Here is a 17,532-nt window from a genome sequence, read left to right as displayed (position 1 = left end):
GCCTACTGGTCCATTGATCTGCGCTCTCGCAATACAGACTGAAACCAATACCGCAAATTCCCCGCACGGGGGATTCTTCATTGCCCGATTTCGTTGGCTCAAACGCCCGCGACGGCGCACAGGCTCTTCATCCGCGATATGGCAAGGTCGGGATCGGCCAGCAATCCTGCCTGGTCAGCAAGGCGAAACACCTCGGCATAGTGACGGATGCCGCGCGCCGACTGCATGCCGCCGACCATGGTGAAATGGTCCTGGTGGCCGTTCAGCCAGGCCATGAAGACGATGCCGGCCTTGTAATACTCGGTCGGCGCCTCGAATATCTTTCGCGACAACGGAACCGTCGGCGCCATCAGCGCATCATAGCCGGCCTGATCGCCCGCGGCGAGCTTCGCCAAGGCAGCGTTGGCAACCGGCGCAATGGCGTCGAAAATGCCGAGCAAGGCGTGCGAATGCCTGTTGCCGTCCCCGGTGATCAGTTCGGGATAATTGAAGTCGTCACCGGTGAACATGACGACGCCATCCGGCAGCCGGTCTCGGAGCATGATCTCCTTATCGGCATCAAGCAGCGATATCTTTATGCCTTCGACCTTGTTTGCGTGGCGTTCGATGACGGCAACCACCGTATCGAGCGCGGTCTCGAAATTGCTGCTGCCCCAATAGCCCTTCAGGGCGGGGTCGAACATGTCACCCAGCCAGTGCAGGATGACCTTGCCGGAGGCCTGACTGAGAATGCGGTCGTAGACGGCGGCGTAGTCGTCCGGTCCCTTTGCCACTTCAGCCAGAGCGCGGCTGGCCATCATGATGGCCTTGCCGCCCTGTCCTTCGATGAAAGCGAACTGCTCCTCATAGGCGGCAATCACGTCGTGCAGTGTCCTGGCCGACATCGGCGCCAGATGATCGGTTCCAGCACCCGAGGCAAGGTCGGCGCCGGCAACGGTGCGCGACTCGTCGATTGAGCGGCGGATCAATTCCTTTGCGCTTGCCCAGTCGAAGCCCATGCCGCGCTGCGACGTGTCCATCGCCTCGGCGATGCGGAAGCCGAGCCGCCACAGATGATGGCGGAACGCCATCGTGCTTTCCCAGTCGACCACGGGCCGCGACCACGGATCGGTCATTGCAAGGGGATCGGCAACGACATGCGCGGCGGCATAGGCGATGCGCGAAAACCGGGCGCCGATGTCAGGCTGCACCGGCTGTCCGACAAGCGCGTAGCGGGTGCTGCGGCCACCCTCACCAGGCAAGGCAATGTCCATCGATCTCTCCCTTCTCAGCGCCTATAAATGGAACGTTCCAATAAATCAAGAACCTTTAGATTGGGGGCCTCTTCGCGAGCGAATGCTGCGTTGCAGCACAGAAAGCCTTGTAAATCCAAGCCATTTGAGTACGCACAATCGGCTTTTCAGGCTGAGAAAAATTCGCGGTTGACTCACGATTGAAGCAATGATTAGAACGTTCCAATAAATCTGATCAAGAAAATCGGGAGGAGATATCAGGATGGCCAGCCGGGCCAAGGCAACGATCTTCGACATCGCCCGCGAGGCGGGCGTGTCCAAATCGACGGTGTCGCTCGTGCTCCAGGGCAGCGGGCTGATCCGGCCTGAAACCGCGGTCAAGGTGCGCAAGGCGATCGAGGATGTCGGCTATGTCTACAACCGCGGCGCCGCCAATCTGCGCAAGGCCCATTCCAACGTCATCGGCATGGTCATCAACGATCTCACCAATCCCTTTTTCGCCGAACTGGCGGTCGGCATGGAGCGCGTCTTCCAGTCGGCCGGCATCGTGCCGTTCATCGCCAACACGGCGGAGAATCCGGTGCGCCAGGAAGAGGTGCTGAAGTCGCTGATGGAACAGGGCGTCGCCGGCCTCATCGTCTCGCCGGCGCGCGGCACCACGCCAGGCGCCTTCCGCCGCCTGGAGATGGCGGGCTTGCCGGTGGTCTTCGCCATGCGCCGCTTGCCCGAGAGCCGCATCCCGGTGATTGCGCCAGACAATCATCGCGGCGCCTATCTCGCCACCGCTCATCTGATCGGCAAGGGACATCGCCGGCTGGTCTTCTTCGGCGGTTCATCCGATCTGGTGGTCTATCACGAGCGCCTTGGCGGATTTCGCGAAGCCTGCGAGACGCAAGGCATCGACGCGCGCGACACGCTGGTCGTCGAAGGGGAGACCAGCCGCAGAGGCGGTATCGCCTGCCTGGAAACAGCTCTGGCGATGGCTGAACCGCCGACCGCTGCCCTCTGCTTCAACGACGCCGTCGCCTTCGGCGCCATGCTGGCGTTGCGCAAGCGTGGACTTGAGCCCGGTAAGGATTTCGCCATCGTCGGCTTCGACGACGTGGCCGAGGCCGAGCATTACATGCCGGCTTTGACCAGCGTCGCGGTGGACTCGGCGGGCCTTGGCGAACGCGCCGCCCATGTCATGCTGAAAATGATCCAGTCGCGCACCACCAGGGCCGAGGATCATATCGGCGCGGTCAATCTCGTGGTCAGGGAAAGCTGCGGTCCGGATCGCCGCAGACGAAACAGGCCAGCCGGAATGGGAGACGCGGCATGAGCGTCAAATGGGGCTTGATCGGTGCCAGCACGATCGCCAGGCAATTCATGATCAATGCCATCCGTGCGCAAGAGGGTGGTGAGATCACCGTGGTGATGAGTTCCAACCCGGAACGCGCGAAAGTCTATGCCGGGGAAAATGGCATTCCGCTCGCGGTGTCGTCCGTCGATGACTTGCTCAACGCCGATATCGACGCGGCCTATATCTCGACCACCAACGAATTGCACCTCGAGCAAGCGCTCGCCGCCATCAAGGCGGGAAAGCATGTGCTGTGCGAGAAGCCGCTGGCGCTGACCAGCGCCGACGCGCGCAAGATGGTCGCCGCGGCCAAGGCCGCCGGCATCGTGCTCGGCACCAACCATCATCTGCGCAATGCTGGCGCCCATCGCGCCATGCGGGACGCCATTGCCTCCGGCCGTATCGGCAAGCCAATCGCCGCGCGCGTCTTCCACGCGGTCTACCTGCCGGAAACCCTTCAGGGCTGGCGCATCACCAAACCCGAGGCGGGCGGCGGCGTGGTGCTCGACATCACCGTGCATGATGCCGACACGCTGCGCTTCGTGCTCGGCGACGATCCGGTCGAGGTCTCAGCCTTCGCGCAAGCCGCCGGCATGGCCGGCAGCGGGCTGGAAGACGGCGCCATGTGCATCTGGCGCTTCAAGTCCGGCCTCATCGCCCAGTCGCATGAAGGCTTCACAACCAGATACGCCGACACCGGCTTCGAGGTGCATGGCTCCGAAGGCTCGCTGATCGGCAGGACCGTGATGACGCAGAAGCCGATCGGTTCGGTGACGCTGCGCACGGCAAAAGGCGATGAGGATTTGAGCTTCGATCGCGAAGATCTCTATGTTAGGTCGCTGCGCCAGTTCCACGCCGCGATCCGTGGCGAAGGCCATCCGTCCGCCACCGGCGAGGATGGCGTCTGGTCGCTCACATCTGCCGAGGCGGCATTGCAATCGGCCGGCTCCGGCAAGGCCGTCAAGATCGACCCGAAACTCGGGAGCATGAAGTGAGCAAGGTCGTTTCCGCAGCCCAGGCTGCCAGCCTGATCAAGGACGGGATGACCGTGTCCGTGTCGTCGTCGAGCGGCCTCGGCTGCCCGGACGCCGTGTTGGCAGCCATCGGCGAACGCTTCGATACAGAAGGCCATCCGAAGAACATCACCACGCTGCACCCGATCGCCGCCGGCGATATGTACGGCATCAAGGGCATCGACCATCTGGCGAAGCCCGGCCTGTTGAAGCGCACACTGTGCGGCTCCTATCCGTCGGGTCCCTCCTCCTCCGAGCCGCCGCAGATCTGGACGATGATCGGCGACAATTCGGTCGCCGCCTACAACGTACCGTCCGGCATCCTGTTCGACATGCATCGCGAGGCCGCCGCCAAGCGGCCAGGCGTGCTGACCAAGGTCGGCCTCGACACTTTCGCCGACCCGCGCCACCAGGGCTGCGCCATGAACGCGGCGGCAAACGAGCCGATCGTCTCGGTGCAGCAGTTCGATGGCGAGGAATGGCTCTATTTCCGCTCGATCGTGCCTCACGTCTCGATCATCCGCGCGACCACGGCGGACGAGCGCGGCAACCTGACTTATGAGCATGAGGGCGCCTATCTCGGCGGTCTCGAACAGGCGCTGGCCGCCCGCAACAATGGCGGTGTCGTCATCGCGCAGGTCAAGCGCGTCGTCGAGAACGGCACACTGAAGCCGCATGACGTGCGCGTTCCCGGCGTCCTGGTCGATCACATCGTCGTCGCGCCCGACCAGCTGCAGACGACGCTGACGCCTTACGATCCGGCGATCTCGGGCGAGATCTTCCGGCCGCTGTCGACCTTCCGCAATGCGGAGATGAACGTCCAGAAGGTGATTGCGCGCCGCGTCGCCATGGAGCTTCGCGACGGCATGGCCGTCAATATCGGCTTCGGCATCTCGGCCAATGTGCCGCGCATCCTTCTGGAAGAAGGCCAGCACGGTAAGGTCACCTGGGTGATCGAACAGGGCGCCGTCGGCGGCGTGCCGCTGCTCGACTTCAAATTCGGCTGTTCGTCCAATGCCGATGCCTTCATGCCCTCACCGCACCAGTTCATCTATTTCCAGGCCGGTGGCTTCGACGCCTCGCTGCTTTCCTTCCTGCAGATCGACCGCCACGGCTCGGTCAATGTCTCGAAGCTGTCAGCGCGGCCGCATGTCACCGCCGGCGCCGGCGGTTTTGTCGACATCACCGCGCGGGCCAAGAAGATCGTCTTCTCCGGCTTCTTCAATGCCGGCGCCAAGCTTTCGCTCGCCGATGGCGGCATCCGCATTGACGCGGAAGGCAAGGTCAAGAAGGTGGTCAACGAGGTCGAGCACATCTCCTTCTCCGGCAAGCGTGCCGTCATGCAGGGGCAGGACATCACCTATGTCACCGAGCGTTGCGTGATGAAGCTGACGCCGGATGGGTTGATGGTGACGGAACTGGCGCCAGGCATCGATCTCGAGCGCGATGTGTTGGCGCAGTCCGAGACCCCGCTCAGTGTCGCCAACGACCTCAAGGTGACGCCGGCGGCGCTCTATCAGGACGCGCCGATCGGACTGTCGCTGAATGGCGGCGCCTCGCTTGGAGGCGCGCATGGCTGAGCGCCTCGTCACCTTCGAGCAGGACGGCGCCATCGGCACCGTCACCCTGCGCCGGCCGGAAAAGTTCAACGCGTTGGACATCCCGATGCTCCGCGCGCTGGAAGCGGCCCTCGACGAGGCGGAGGCGGCTGCAAGCGTCCGCGTTGTGTTGCTGCGGGGCGAAGGCAAGGGCTTCTGCGCCGGTGGGGATGTCGAGGCCTGGGGTGAGATGAGCGCCGCCGACTTCCAGGTGCAATGGGTTCGCTACGGCCACCGCGTCTTCGACCGGTTGGCCAGGCTTCGGCAACCGACCATCGCCGTGCTGTCCGGCCATGCGCTGGGCGGCGGGCTGGAACTGGCGGTTGCCTGCGACTTCCGCGTCGCCGAAGCGCATGTGAAACTCGGCTTCCCCGAAACCTCGATCGGCGTCGTGCCCGGCTGGTCCGGCACGCAGCGCGCGGTGCGCCGCTTCGGTGCGCAGACGGTACGGCGCATGGCGCTGGGTGGCGAGATTCTGCTCGCCCCGGAAGCGCTGGCGCTTGGCGTGGTCGACCGGCTGGTCGAAACCGGCAAGGCACTCGCTGAGGCCAATGCTTGGGCCGAGAAGATCGCCGAGCGCGGCCCGCTGGCGACAGAGGCAACCAAACTGATGATCGCGGTCGCTGAAGGCGAGGAAAGTGCTGCCGCAACGGAAGCGCTGGCCAGCGGCTTCATTGCCCTGACCGGCGATCTCAAGGCTGGCGTGAGCGCCTTCAAGACCAAGCAGAAACCAGCATTTTCAAGAAGCTAGAGAAAACAGCCCTGATGAACGCCCCCCTCAACATCGCCATGCCCACCGAGACATCAGCCGCACCAAAATCCTATCGGCTGCTGATCGACGGCAAGCATGTCGATGCCCGCGACGGCCGCACGCTGGAGCGCAAGAGCCCTGGCCATGGCTTCACTGTTTCGCGCTATGCGCAAGCCGGCGAGACCGAGGTGGAAGCTGCGGTGCAGGCCGCGCACAAGGCATTCGAGACCGGCCCCTGGCCACGTATGAAGGCTTCCGAACGCGCCGCCATCCTGCTCAAGACGGCCGACCTGATCGAAGCCCGGCTGGAAGACATCGCCCGGCTCGATGCGCTGGAATCCGGCAAGCCGATCGCCCAGGCGCGCGGCGAGATTGGCGGCGCCGTCGACATCTGGCGCTATGCCGCTTCGCTCGCCCGCACGCTGCACGGTGAAAGCTACGCCAATCTCGGCGACGCCATGCTGGGCGTGGTCCTGCGCGAGCCGATCGGCGTCGTCTCAATCATCACGCCATGGAATTTCCCGTTCCTCATCGTCAGCCAGAAACTGCCTTTCGCGCTCGCCGCCGGCTGCACGGCGGTGGTCAAGCCGAGCGAAATGACATCGGCCTCGACCTTTGTGCTGGGCGACATCCTGATGCAGGCCGGCCTGCCCGCCGGCGTCGTCAACATCCTTGCCGGTCTTGGCGCCGATGTCGGCGCGCCGATGGTCAGCCATCCCTTGGTCGAGATGGTGTCGTTCACCGGCTCGACCCGCGTCGGCAAGATGACCATGGCGGCAGCTGCGCAGTCGCTGAAGAAGGTCTCGATGGAACTCGGCGGCAAGAACGGCCAGATCGTCTTCCCCGATGCCGACCTCGAAGCCGCTGCCGATGCGGCCGTGTTCGGCGGCTTCTTCAATGCCGGCGAATGCTGTAATGCCGGCAGCCGGCTGATTGTGCACGCGGCGATCGCCGACGATTTTCTGGCCGCCGTAAAGGCACTTACTGCCAAGGTGATGGTCGGAGATCCGCTCGATGAGCGTACCAAGGTCGGCGCGATGATTTCCTCCGACCATTTGGCGAAAGTGACAGATTACGTTACGGCAGCCGCAAGCGGCGGCAGTAATGTCTACAGCGGCGGCAAGCAGCTGGCTTCGAATGCCGGCCAATACCTCGACCCCACCATCATTCGCGGCGTTACCGAGGACATGGCCATCGCACGCGAAGAAGTGTTCGGGCCGGTGCTCTCCGTGCTGACTTTTGAAACGATTGAAAAGGCGTTGCACATCGCCAACAACACGCCCTATGGTCTGTCGGCGGGCGTGTGGAGCGCCAGCATCGACACTTGCATGTCGGTGGCGCGTGGGGTGCGTTCGGGGACCGTCTGGGTGAATACATTCATGGAAGGTTATCCCGAGCTGCCTTTCGGAGGCTACAAGCAGTCCGGTATCGGACGCGAACTCGGCAAACGCGCCGTCGAAGACTATACCGAGGAAAAGACAATCCAGTTTCATCGCGGCCAGCGCACCGGTTGGTGGGTCGGCTGAGTTGGGAAGAACCCGGTGGGCTTCCACCGGTCGTGTAATGCAACAAGGGAGGTAGTACATGTTGCGCAAACTGCTTATCGGAACGGCTCTTGCGACGAGCTTTGCGTTCTCGGCGCATGCCGCGGACGTCAAGGAAGTGCAGATGCTGCATTGGTGGACGTCGGGCGGCGAAGCGGCTGCTCTCAATGTCCTCAAGGGCGATCTGGCCAAGGAAGGCTACGCCTGGAAGGACGTGCCGGTGGCCGGCGGTGGCGGCGACGCTGCCATGACCGCGCTGAAGGCGATGGTCGCGGCCGGCAATTACCCGACCGCCTCGCAGATGCTCGGCTACACCGTGCTCGACTATGCGGCGGCCGGTGTGATGGGCGACCTGACCGAGACGGCCAAGAAGGAAGGCTGGGACAAGGCGGTTCCGGCGGCCCTGCAGAAGTTCTCCGTCTATGAAGGCAAGTGGGTCGCGGTTCCCGTCAACGTCCACTCCGTCAACTGGCTGTGGATCAACAAGGCCGTCATGGACAAGATCGGCGGCACCGAGCCGAAGACCTTCGACGACTTCATCGCCCTGCTCGACAAGGCCAAGGCGGCAGGCGTGATCCCGCTCGCTCTCGGCGGCCAGAACTGGCAGGAAGCCACCATGTTCGACTCGGTCGTGCTGTCGACCGGCGGACCTGAGTTCTACAAGAAGGCCTTCAACGACCTCGACGACGCGTCGCTCAAGTCCGACACGATGAAGAAGTCGTTCGACAACCTCGCCAAGCTCGTCACCTATGTCGACCCGAACTTCTCGGGCCGCGACTGGAACCTGGCCACCGCCATGGTCATCAAGGGCGATGCCCTGGTGCAGGTCATGGGCGACTGGGCCAAGGGCGAGTTCCACGCCGCCAAGAAGACCCCGGGTACGGACTTCCTGTGCTATCGCTTCCCGGGCACCGACGGCTCGGTGATCTACAACTCCGACATGTTCGCCATGTTCAACGTTCCGGACGACCGCAAGGCCGCCCAGATCGCGCTGGCCACCGCCACCCTGTCGAAGAGCTTCCAGTCGGCCTTCAACGTCGTCAAAGGCTCGGTTCCGGCCCGTACCGACGTTCCGGACACCGACTTCGATGCTTGCGGCAAGAAGGGCATCGCCGACCTGAAGGCAGCCAATGACGGCGGCACGCTGTTCGGCTCGCTGGCCCAAGGTTACGGCGCGCCTCCGGCGGTCGCCAACGCCTACAAGGATGTCGTGACCAAGTTTGTCCACGGCCAGATCAAGACCTCGGACGAAGCCGTGACCGAGCTGGTCAAGGCAATCGACGACGCCAAGTAAGCGCCACGTCCCAAAACGCCTTCCCCGCTCCGGCGGGGAAGGCTCCATCCCACGATTGGCCGGCTGAACACCATGCCGACCAAGGACCCGTATGCACGGGCCGCCTTGCCGCCTGACGGCAGAGCACGGACGACCCGGAACGGGAGGAGCCTCATGAGCAGTGTAGCGACAACACAGATCAAGCTGACGCCGGAGCGGCCGCGCGCTTCGATGCGCTCGCGCCTGCAGGATGCCTTGCCGAAGATCGTGCTGGCGCCGAGCTTCGCCATCACCATCGTCTTTGTCTACGGCTTCATCCTGTGGACGATCTATCTGTCCTTCACCAATTCCAAGACTTTCCCATCCTATGTCATCACCGGCTCGCGCGCCTATCAGCGGCTGTGGGGCTGGACCTTCGACAGTGACCCACCTTCGAGCTGGTACACGTCGATCACCAACATGGGCATATTCGGCTTTCTCTACATCGGCATCTGCCTGGCGCTCGGCCTGTTCCTGGCCATCCTGCTCGACCAGAAGATCCGCGGCGAAGGCGTGCTGCGGCCGATCTATCTCTACCCGATGGCGCTGTCCTTCATCGTCACCGGCGTCGCCTGGAAATGGTTCCTCGATCCCGGCCTCGGCCTCGAGCAGACCTTGCATCAGTGGGGTTGGACGAGCTTCCATTTCGACTGGATCAAGAACAAGGATTTCGTCATCTACACGGTGGTCATCGCCGGCGTCTGGCAAGCCTCCGGCTTCATCATGGCGATGTTCCTGGCCGGCCTGCGCGGCATTGACGGCGAGATCATGAAGGCGGCGCAGATCGACGGCGCCACCACCTTCCAGCTCTATCGCCGCATCGTCATCCCGCTGCTGCGACCTATCTTCCTGTCGGCCTTCATCGTGCTCGCCCACCTCGCCATCAAGTCGTACGATCTGGTGGTTGCGTTGACCAGCGGCGGCCCCGGCGGCTCGGCCTGGCTGCCGTCCAACTTCATGTATGAGTACACCTTCAAGCGCAACGAAATGGCCGTCGGCTCGGCAAGCGCTGTGATCATGCTGATGACCATCGTCGCCATCATCGTGCCCTATCTCTATTCGGAACTGCGGGAGAAGCCGCGATGAGCGCTGTCGCCACCCCTGCCCGCCCCACTGCTTCCCGGCAAAACTCAAGCGGCATCAACACCAGGATCGTCAACCGCATCGTCATCTACGGGTTGCTGGCGCTGTTTGCGATCTTCTACCTGATGCCGCTGTTCGTCATGCTGGTCACCTCGTTCAAGACCATGGACGAGATCCAGAACGGCAACATGCTGTCCCTGCCCAAGGCGCCGACCTTCGAGCCGTGGCTGAAGGCCTGGGGCGAGACCTGCGTCGGCCTCACCTGCGCCGGCATCAAGGGCTATTTCTGGAACTCCATCAAGATGGTGGTTCCGGCCGTGTTGATCTCGACCATGCTCGGCGCGCTCAATGGCTACGTGCTGACCAAATGGCGTTTCCGGGGTGCTACGCTGGTGTTCGGGCTGATGCTGTTTGCCTGCTTCATTCCGTTCCAGTCGGTGCTGCTGCCGATGGCCACCATCCTCGGCAGCCTTGGCCGTTTCGGCGTGACCCTGCAGAACGACGTGGGAACCAGCTTCGGCCTTGGCAATCCGACGGTCAATCTCGTCTTCGTCCACGTCGTCTACGGCCTCGGCTTCACCACGCTGTTCTTCCGTAACTATTACGAAGCGTTCCCGACCGAGCTGATCAAGGCCGCACAAGTCGACGGTGCCTCTTTCTTCCAGATCTTCCGCCGCATCATGCTGCCGAACTCGATGCCGATCTTCGTCGTCACCGTCATCTACCAGTTCACCAACATCTGGAACGACTTCCTGTTCGCATCGGCCTATGCCGGTACCGGCGACGCCATGCCGATGACCGTGGCGCTCAACAACGTCGTCAACACCTCGACCGGCGTCGTCGAATACAACGTCAACATGGCGGCCGCGATGATCGCGGCTCTCCCCACCCTGATCGTCTATGTCGTCGCCGGCCGCTATTTCGTGCGCGGGCTGATGGCGGGCGCGGTCAAGGGCTGACCAAATTCGGAAGGAACGACCATGGCTTTTCTGGAAATTGATGGGCTCAAGAAGCGCTTCGGGAATGTCGAGATCCTGAAGGGCATCGATGTCGAGCTCGAAAAGGGCGGCTTCCTGGTGCTGGTCGGCCCGTCCGGCTGCGGCAAGTCCACGCTTCTCAACACCATCGCCGGCCTGGAGCAGATCACCGAGGGCGAGATCCGCGTCGACGGTCGCGCCATCAATGATCTGCACCCTTCCAAGCGCGACATCGCCATGGTGTTCCAGAGCTATGCGCTCTATCCGAACATGACGGTGGCCGGAAACATTTCCTTCGGCATGGAGATGCGCGGTGTGCCGGCCGACGAGCGCCAGAGGGCGATCGACAAGGTGGCCAAGGTGCTGCAGATCGGCCATCTGCTGCAGCGCAAGCCAAGCCAGCTCTCCGGCGGCCAGCGCCAGCGCGTCGCCATGGGCCGGGCGCTGGTGCGCGACCCCAAACTGTTCCTGTTCGACGAGCCTTTGTCCAACCTCGACGCCAAGCTGCGCGTCGACATGCGCATCGAGATCAAGCGCCTGCATGCCACGACAGGCACCACCATCGTCTACGTCACCCACGACCAGATCGAGGCGATGACGCTGGCGACCAAGATCGCCGTCATGCGCGACGGCGAGGTGCAGCAATTCGGCACGCCGGCCGAGATCTACAACAACCCCACCAATTTGTTCGTCGCCGACTTCATGGGTTCGCCGGCCATGAACCTCATCCCGGCGACCATCGCCACGTCGGGCAATGCGCTGTCCGTCGTGCTGCAGCGAGAGGCACGCGAGCCGATCACGCTGCCGATGGCCAATGCGCCGGCGGGTCTCTCGGCCTTCCAGGGCAAGCCGATTATCTTCGGCGTGCGGCCGGAAGCGCTGACCGATCCGGAAGGTGCTGAACGCAACGCCTCCAACATCGCCACCGCCGACCTGCACATCGAAGTCGTCGAGCCGGCCGGTTCCGACACCTTCGCAGTCACCAATCTCGGCGGCAAGGGCGTGGTGGCGCGGCTGCGCGCCGACGCCAACATCCAGCCGGGCACCAACACGCCGCTCGCCTTCAACCTGACCAAGGCGGTGTTCTTCGATCCGGCGACAGAAAACCGTATCCGCTGACGGCTATGGCAAATCCGGACATCGTCATCATCGGCTCCGGCATTGGCGGCGCCACGATCGCCTCCGGTCTGGCCGGCAGCGGTGCTTCGATCCTGATGCTGGAGCGGGGCGAGCCCTTGCCGGCAACGCCGCATGCCCGCGACACGCGCTCCATCTTCGTCGACGGCCACTACCGGCCAAAGGAGATGTGGCGCGAGGCCGGGGGTGCTGCCTTCAACCCCGGCAACTACTACTATGTCGGCGGCAATTCGAAATTCTTTGGCGCCGTGCTGATCCGCTACCGCAAGGAAGATTTTGCCGCCATGGAGCACTTCGGCGGCGTCTCGCCGGCATGGCCGTTTTCCTACGATGAGTTCGAGCCCTGGTATTCCAGGGCGGAGCAGCTGTTTCGCGTGCGCGGCGCGCTGGGCGAGGATCCGACCGAACCGTTCCACTCGATTCCTTATGCCTTCAAGCCGGTGCCGGACGAAGCCCCGATCGCCCGCGCCCGCGCCGAGCTGAAAGGCCTCGGCTTGCATCCGGCCTCATTGCCGCTCGGGGTCGACATCGACACCTGGCTGAAAGAAGGCAAGACCGGCTGGGACGCTTTCCCCAACACCGGTCAGGGCAAGATGGACGCCCAGACAGCACCGCTGGCGGCGGCGCTGAAGGACAACAACATCCGGCTCGAGACCGGCTGCTATGTCGAATATCTGGAGACGGCGCCCGACGGCAAAACCATATCAGCCATCCACTACCGGCAGGATGGCGAGGCGAAGAAAGTCACGCCGAAGCTGGTCATCCTGTCGGCCGGCGCGGTCAACTCCGCTGTCATCCTGCTGCGCTCGCCCTCCGCTGATGGCAAAGGCCTCGCCAATCGCTCCGACCAGGTCGGCCGCAATTTCATGAACCACAATTCCAGCGCCATGCTGGCGATCGATCCGCGCCGCAGGAACACCTCCGTCTACCAGAAGACGCTGATGCTGAACGATTATTATCTCTCTGACGGCAGAGGCGGAAAACCGCTCGGCAATGTCCAGCTGCTCGGCAAGATCGACGGCAACATGCTCAAGGCCAATGTGAAGTCGGTGCCGAAATTCGCGCTCGATTACATGGCCGGCCACGCCGTCGACTGGTATCTGATGTGCGAGGATCTGCCCGATCCCGAAAGCCGCATCATGGTCGACGGCAAGGACATCGTCATGCAGTGGCGGCGCTCCAACATGCAGTCGCTCGACGGGCTGACCAAGGTGATGCGCGAAAACTTCCGCGCCTGCGGCTATCCCATCGTGCTGTCACGCCCCTTCGACAAGCGCACCCCCTCGCACCAGTGCGGCACGATCAAGATGGGTGACGACCCCGCGACCGCGCCGCTCGATCCGTTCTGCCGGGCGTTCGACCACCAGAACCTGTTCGTCGTCGACGGCAGCTTTTTGCCGAACTCAGCTGCCGTGAACCCGGCACTGTCGATTGCGGCTCAGGCATTGCGAGTTGCCGACCATATCCGCAAGACCGAGCTTGCAGCATGACCCGTCCCGCAGCCATTGTCACCGGCGGCGCGCGCGGTATCGGCCTTGCCTGCGCCGAGGCGCTGGCCGATGCCGGCTTCGACATCCTGGTCGCCGACCTTGCCGAACAAGCACCGCATGGGCTTTCTGCCAACATCACCAGGCGTGGTGCAAAGCTTGCCTACATCAGATGTGACATTGCCAATCTCGACGGCCATCCGGCTCTTGTCGACACCGCCATGCGCGCCTTCGGCCGCATCGACTGCCTCGTCAACAATGCCGGCGTCGGCGCCGTCCTGCGCGGCGACCTGCTGGAACTGAAACCGGAAAATTTCGACCGCACGCTTGATATCAACCTGCGCGGCACCGTGTTTCTCAGCCAGGCTGTCGCCAAGGCGATGCTGGCCACGCCGGGCAACCACCCAAGATCGATCATCACCGTCACCTCGGTCAGCGCCGAGATGGCCTCGCCGGAGCGCTCCGAATATTGCATCTCGAAGGCCGGGCTTTCCATGTGGGTGAAGAACCTGGCGCTGCGCCTCGCTCCGGAAAACATCGGCGTGTTCGAGCTGCGGCCGGGCATTATCCGCACCGACATGACGGCAGGTATATCAGCCAAATACGATGCCTTGATCGACAGCGGCCTGGTGCCGGCCAAACGCTGGGGCGAGGCCTCCGACATCGGCGCGATGGTGGCGACGCTCGCTTCCGGCAAGCTCGGCTTTTCGACCGGCTCGATCATCAATGTCGACGGCGCGCTTTCCGTGCCACGGCTCTGAACGGATGAAAAAATGACTGACTACATCATCGTGGGCGCCGGCCCGGCCGGCTGTGTTCTGGCCAACCGGCTAAGCGAGGATCCCGGCAATTCAGTGCTGCTGCTGGAAGCCGGCGGCAAGGACTGGCATCCCTACATCCACATGCCGGCGGGCTTCGCCAAGATGACCAAGGGCATTGCGTCGTGGGGCTGGTCGACCGTGCCGCAGAGGAACATGAAGGACCGTGTCTTCTGGTACACGCAGGCCAAGGTGGTCGGCGGCGGCTCCTCCATCAACGCCCAGATCTACACGCGCGGCAATGCCCGTGACTACGATGCCTGGGAGAAGGAAGAGGGCCTGACCGGCTGGGGCTATCGCGACGTGCTGCCCTATTTCAAACGGGCCGAGAACAACCAGCGCTACGCCAACGACTTTCACGGCGACCAGGGTCCGCTTGGCGTGTCGAACCCGATTTCGCCGCTGCCGATCTGCGAGGCCTATTTCCGCGCCGGCCAGGAGATGGGCATTCCCTTCAACCCGGACTTCAACGGCGCAGCCCAGGAAGGCGTCGGCTACTACCAGTTGACGCAGAAGGATGCCCGGCGATCCTCCGCTTCGGTCGCCTATCTCAAGCCGATCCGTGCCCGCAAGAACCTGACGGTCAGAACCGATGTGCTGGTAACCCGCATCGTCGTCGAAAAGGGCCGCGCCATCGGCGTCGAGATCGTCGACAGGCCGGGTGGCCAGAAGACTATCCTGCGTGCCGAGCGCGAGGTGATCGTCTCGTCCGGCGCCATCGGCTCGCCGAAGCTGCTGATGCAGTCGGGCATCGGCCCGGCCGACCACCTGAAATCGGTCGGCGTCACACCAGTGCTTGACCTGCCCGGTGTCGGCTCCAACATGCAGGACCATCTCGACCTGTTCGTCATCGCCGAATGCACCGGCGACCACACTTACGACAATTACGCGAAGCTGCACCGCACGGCATGGGCCGGCCTGCAATATCTGCTTTTGAAGAAGGGGCCGGTGGCCTCCAGCCTGTTCGAGACCGGCGGCTTCTGGTACGCCGATCCGACCGCCGCCTCGCCCGACATCCAGTTCCATCTCGGTCTCGGCTCCGGCATCGAGGCCGGCGTCGAGAAGCTGAACAATCCGGGCGTCACCTTGAACTCGGCCTTCCTGCGGCCGCGCTCGCGCGGCACGGTGCGGCTGAAGAGCGCCGACCCGGCCGACCACCCGCTGATCGACCCGAACTACTGGTCCGATCCTTACGATCGCGCCATGTCGATCAAGGGGCTGCGGCTGGCGCGCGAGATCATGCGGCAGAAGGCGCTCGCCCCTTATGTGCTGAGGGAAGTGCTGCCTGGCCCCGCCCTGCAAAGCGACGACGAGCTGTTCGACTATGCCTGCCGTACCTCCAAGACCGATCATCACCCGGTCGGCACCTGCCGCATGGGCCATGACGACATGGCCGTCGTGACACCGGATCTGCGCCTGCGTGGCATCGAAGGTCTGCGGGTCTGCGACGCTTCGGTGATGCCGCGTGTGCCCTCCTCCAACACCAATGCACCGACCATCATGGTTGGTGAAAAGGGTGCAGACATCATTCTGGGCAGGGAGCCGCTGCCACCGGCGGTGTTTTCGGGAAACCGGGCCGCTTGAAGGGACTATGAAGATGATCAGGCACTGTGTGTTCGTTAAATTCCGTAACGATGTCGGCACCGGAGAACGCAAGGCGATCCATGCCGACCTCGAGGCGCTGCGACAGGTGATCGACGGCATGGACACCGTCCACTTCAGCGACAATGCCAGTCCCGAGCCGTTCGCACGTGGCTTCACACATGGCTTCACCATCGATTTCCGCGACGCCGCCGCCCGTGATGCCTATCTCGTGCATGAAGCGCACCAGCGCGCTGGGGCCCGGCTGGTCGCCGCACTCGAAGGCGGCACAGACGGATTGATGGTCTTCGACCTCGATCTTACGAAAAAGTGACCGCTGGTCTTTCGAAAGCCGACTGATAACTGTTCTCTTTTGCCAATAGGGCGACATATCGTTCCTTTGGGGGAACCAAAGGAGGACGCCTTGAATCTCACTTCAGAGCAGAAGAAAACCGTTCTGGCCTCATTTCTCGGCTGGACACTCGATGCTTTTGATTTCTTCCTTCTGACATTCCTGCTCACGGATATTGCGACTGAGTTTGGAACAGACGTCCCCGCAGTGTCCAAGGCGCTGTTCCTGACCTTGGCAACGCGCTTCATCGGCGCGTTCTTCTTTGGCATGCTCGCCGACAAATATGGGCGCAAGCCGATCCTGATGCTCAACATCGTCAGCTATTCGGTGATCGGGGCGCTTGCCGCCTTCTCCCCCAATCTCGGCATCTTCCTGGCGCTGCGCGCGTTGTTCGGTATCGCCATGGGCGGCGAATGGGGGCTCGGCAGTTCGCTGGCCATGGAATCCGTCCCGCCCAGCGCGCGCGGCCTGGTCTCAGGCATCCTGCAATGCGGCTATCCCGCCGGCTATCTCCTGGCGGCGGTGGTCTATGGCCTGCTCTATCAGCAGACGATCGGCGGCTACACGGTCGGCTGGCGCGCCATGTTCCTGCTTTCCTTCGTGCCGGCGCTGATCGTGCTCTTCATCCGCTCGCACGTGCCGGAATCACCCGCCTTCGTCGAGGCGCAGAAGGCACCCAGGCCTGGCCTGCTGGAAACGCTGCAGAAGAACTGGGGCGTCGCGCTCTATGCCGTCGTGCTGATGATGTTCTTCAATTTCTTCAGCCACGGCACGCAGGACCTCTACCCGACCTTCCTGAAGAAGCAGCACGGCTTCGATCCGCACACGGTGAGCTGGATCACCATCGTTGCCAATCTCGGCGCCATCGCGGGAGGCCTGACCTTTGGCGCACTGTCCGAGAAGATCGGCCGCGTCAACGCGATCACCCTGGCGTGCATTATCGCCCTGCCGGCGATTCCGCTGTGGGCCTACAGCTCCACGCCATTCATGCTCGCCATCGGCGCCTTCGTCATGCAGGTTGCGGTGCAGGGCGCCTGGGGCGTCATCCCCGTGCACCTCAACGAACTCTCGCCCGGTGCGGTGCGCGCGACGTTGCCCGGCTTCATCTATCAGGCCGGTAATCTCGCAGCATCCTATGGCGGTCCGTATCAGGCGGGAATCGCGGAGGCGCCCGGGGGCAGCTACGGCTACGCGCTGGCGCTTTTTGCCGGCGTGGTCGCCGTCTGCATCATCGTCGTCATCCGCTTCAGTCCGGAACGGCGCGGCCAAGTGATGACTGTACTGAGTTGAGCGCCCTTTTTCGAGCAT

The 17,532-nt window shown here is 63.2% G+C and carries 15 protein-coding genes; 14 read left to right on the top strand and 1 reads right to left on the bottom strand.

The features are described 5' to 3' along the window. Positions 1–98: 98 nt before the first annotated feature. Positions 99–1,253 (bottom strand): dihydrodipicolinate synthase family protein, encoded by a 1,155-nt coding sequence (locus tag EB235_RS11230; protein WP_027030912.1) that lies wholly within the window; start codon positions 1,251–1,253, stop codon positions 99–101. Positions 1,254–1,494: 241 nt separating this feature from the next. Between EB235_RS11230 and EB235_RS11225 the strand changes: the two genes are divergently transcribed. The 14 genes from EB235_RS11225 (at position 1,495) to EB235_RS11160 (ending at position 17,514) form a co-directional block, all read left to right on the top strand. Continuing rightward, complete coding sequence (locus tag EB235_RS11225) at positions 1,495–2,553, top strand: LacI family DNA-binding transcriptional regulator (protein ID WP_027030913.1); 1,059 nt, start codon at positions 1,495–1,497, stop codon at positions 2,551–2,553. Beyond that, positions 2,550–3,566 carry a Gfo/Idh/MocA family protein gene (locus EB235_RS11220; protein ID WP_027030914.1) on the top strand — a complete coding sequence of 339 codons (1,017 nt, stop codon included), beginning with the start codon at positions 2,550–2,552 and terminating at the stop codon, positions 3,564–3,566. The genes EB235_RS11225 and EB235_RS11220 overlap by 4 nt, the downstream gene beginning before the upstream one ends. Positions 3,567–3,613: 47 nt before the next feature. Continuing rightward, positions 3,614–5,164: an acyl CoA:acetate/3-ketoacid CoA transferase gene (locus EB235_RS11215; protein ID WP_432443029.1), complete on the top strand. Its 1,551-nt coding sequence runs from the start codon at positions 3,614–3,616 to the stop codon at positions 5,162–5,164. Beyond that, positions 5,157–5,933 (top strand): enoyl-CoA hydratase/isomerase family protein, encoded by a 777-nt coding sequence (locus tag EB235_RS11210; protein WP_027030916.1) that lies wholly within the window; start codon positions 5,157–5,159, stop codon positions 5,931–5,933. Before EB235_RS11215 ends, EB235_RS11210 begins: the two co-directional genes overlap by 8 nt. 14 nt (positions 5,934–5,947) lie before the next feature. Next, complete coding sequence (locus EB235_RS11205) at positions 5,948–7,459, top strand: aldehyde dehydrogenase family protein (RefSeq protein WP_032925545.1); 1,512 nt, start codon at positions 5,948–5,950, stop codon at positions 7,457–7,459. Positions 7,460–7,517: 58 nt separating this feature from the next. Further along, positions 7,518–8,771: an ABC transporter substrate-binding protein gene (locus tag EB235_RS11200; protein ID WP_027030918.1), complete on the top strand. Its 1,254-nt coding sequence runs from the start codon at positions 7,518–7,520 to the stop codon at positions 8,769–8,771. Positions 8,772–8,924: 153 nt separating this feature from the next. Beyond that, entirely contained in the window at positions 8,925–9,875 is a 951-nt protein-coding gene (locus EB235_RS11195) for a carbohydrate ABC transporter permease (RefSeq protein ID WP_027030919.1), read from the top strand. Next, positions 9,872–10,831: a carbohydrate ABC transporter permease gene (locus EB235_RS11190; RefSeq protein ID WP_027030920.1), complete on the top strand. Its 960-nt coding sequence runs from the start codon at positions 9,872–9,874 to the stop codon at positions 10,829–10,831. The genes EB235_RS11195 and EB235_RS11190 overlap by 4 nt, the downstream gene beginning before the upstream one ends. A gap of 21 nt (positions 10,832–10,852) precedes the next feature. Then, entirely contained in the window at positions 10,853–11,968 is a 1,116-nt protein-coding gene (locus EB235_RS11185) for an ABC transporter ATP-binding protein (RefSeq protein ID WP_027030921.1), read from the top strand. 5 nt (positions 11,969–11,973) lie between these two features. Next, a complete protein-coding gene (locus EB235_RS11180; RefSeq protein WP_027030922.1) occupies positions 11,974–13,476 on the top strand; it encodes an FAD-dependent oxidoreductase in 1,503 nt (500 codons plus the stop codon). Beyond that, entirely contained in the window at positions 13,473–14,234 is a 762-nt protein-coding gene (locus tag EB235_RS11175) for a 3-ketoacyl-ACP reductase (RefSeq protein ID WP_027030923.1), read from the top strand. The genes EB235_RS11180 and EB235_RS11175 overlap by 4 nt, the downstream gene beginning before the upstream one ends. A 12-nt stretch (positions 14,235–14,246) precedes the next feature. Then, positions 14,247–15,875, top strand: a complete 1,629-nt coding sequence (locus EB235_RS11170; protein WP_027030924.1) for a GMC family oxidoreductase — start codon at positions 14,247–14,249, stop codon at positions 15,873–15,875. A gap of 13 nt (positions 15,876–15,888) precedes the next feature. Further along, on the top strand, positions 15,889–16,206 hold the full coding sequence (locus EB235_RS11165; protein WP_027030925.1) for a Dabb family protein: 318 nt from the start codon (positions 15,889–15,891) through the stop codon (positions 16,204–16,206). A gap of 90 nt (positions 16,207–16,296) precedes the next feature. Beyond that, on the top strand, positions 16,297–17,514 hold the full coding sequence (locus tag EB235_RS11160; RefSeq protein WP_027030926.1) for an MFS transporter: 1,218 nt from the start codon (positions 16,297–16,299) through the stop codon (positions 17,512–17,514). The last annotated feature ends 18 nt before the right edge of the window (positions 17,515–17,532 follow it).

Source organism: Mesorhizobium loti R88b (assembly GCF_013170845.1).
Taxonomy (GTDB): domain Bacteria; phylum Pseudomonadota; class Alphaproteobacteria; order Rhizobiales; family Rhizobiaceae; genus Mesorhizobium; species Mesorhizobium loti_B.
The sequence above is the reverse complement of the archived record's forward strand: the minus strand, read 5'-3'. Positions and strand labels throughout refer to the sequence as shown.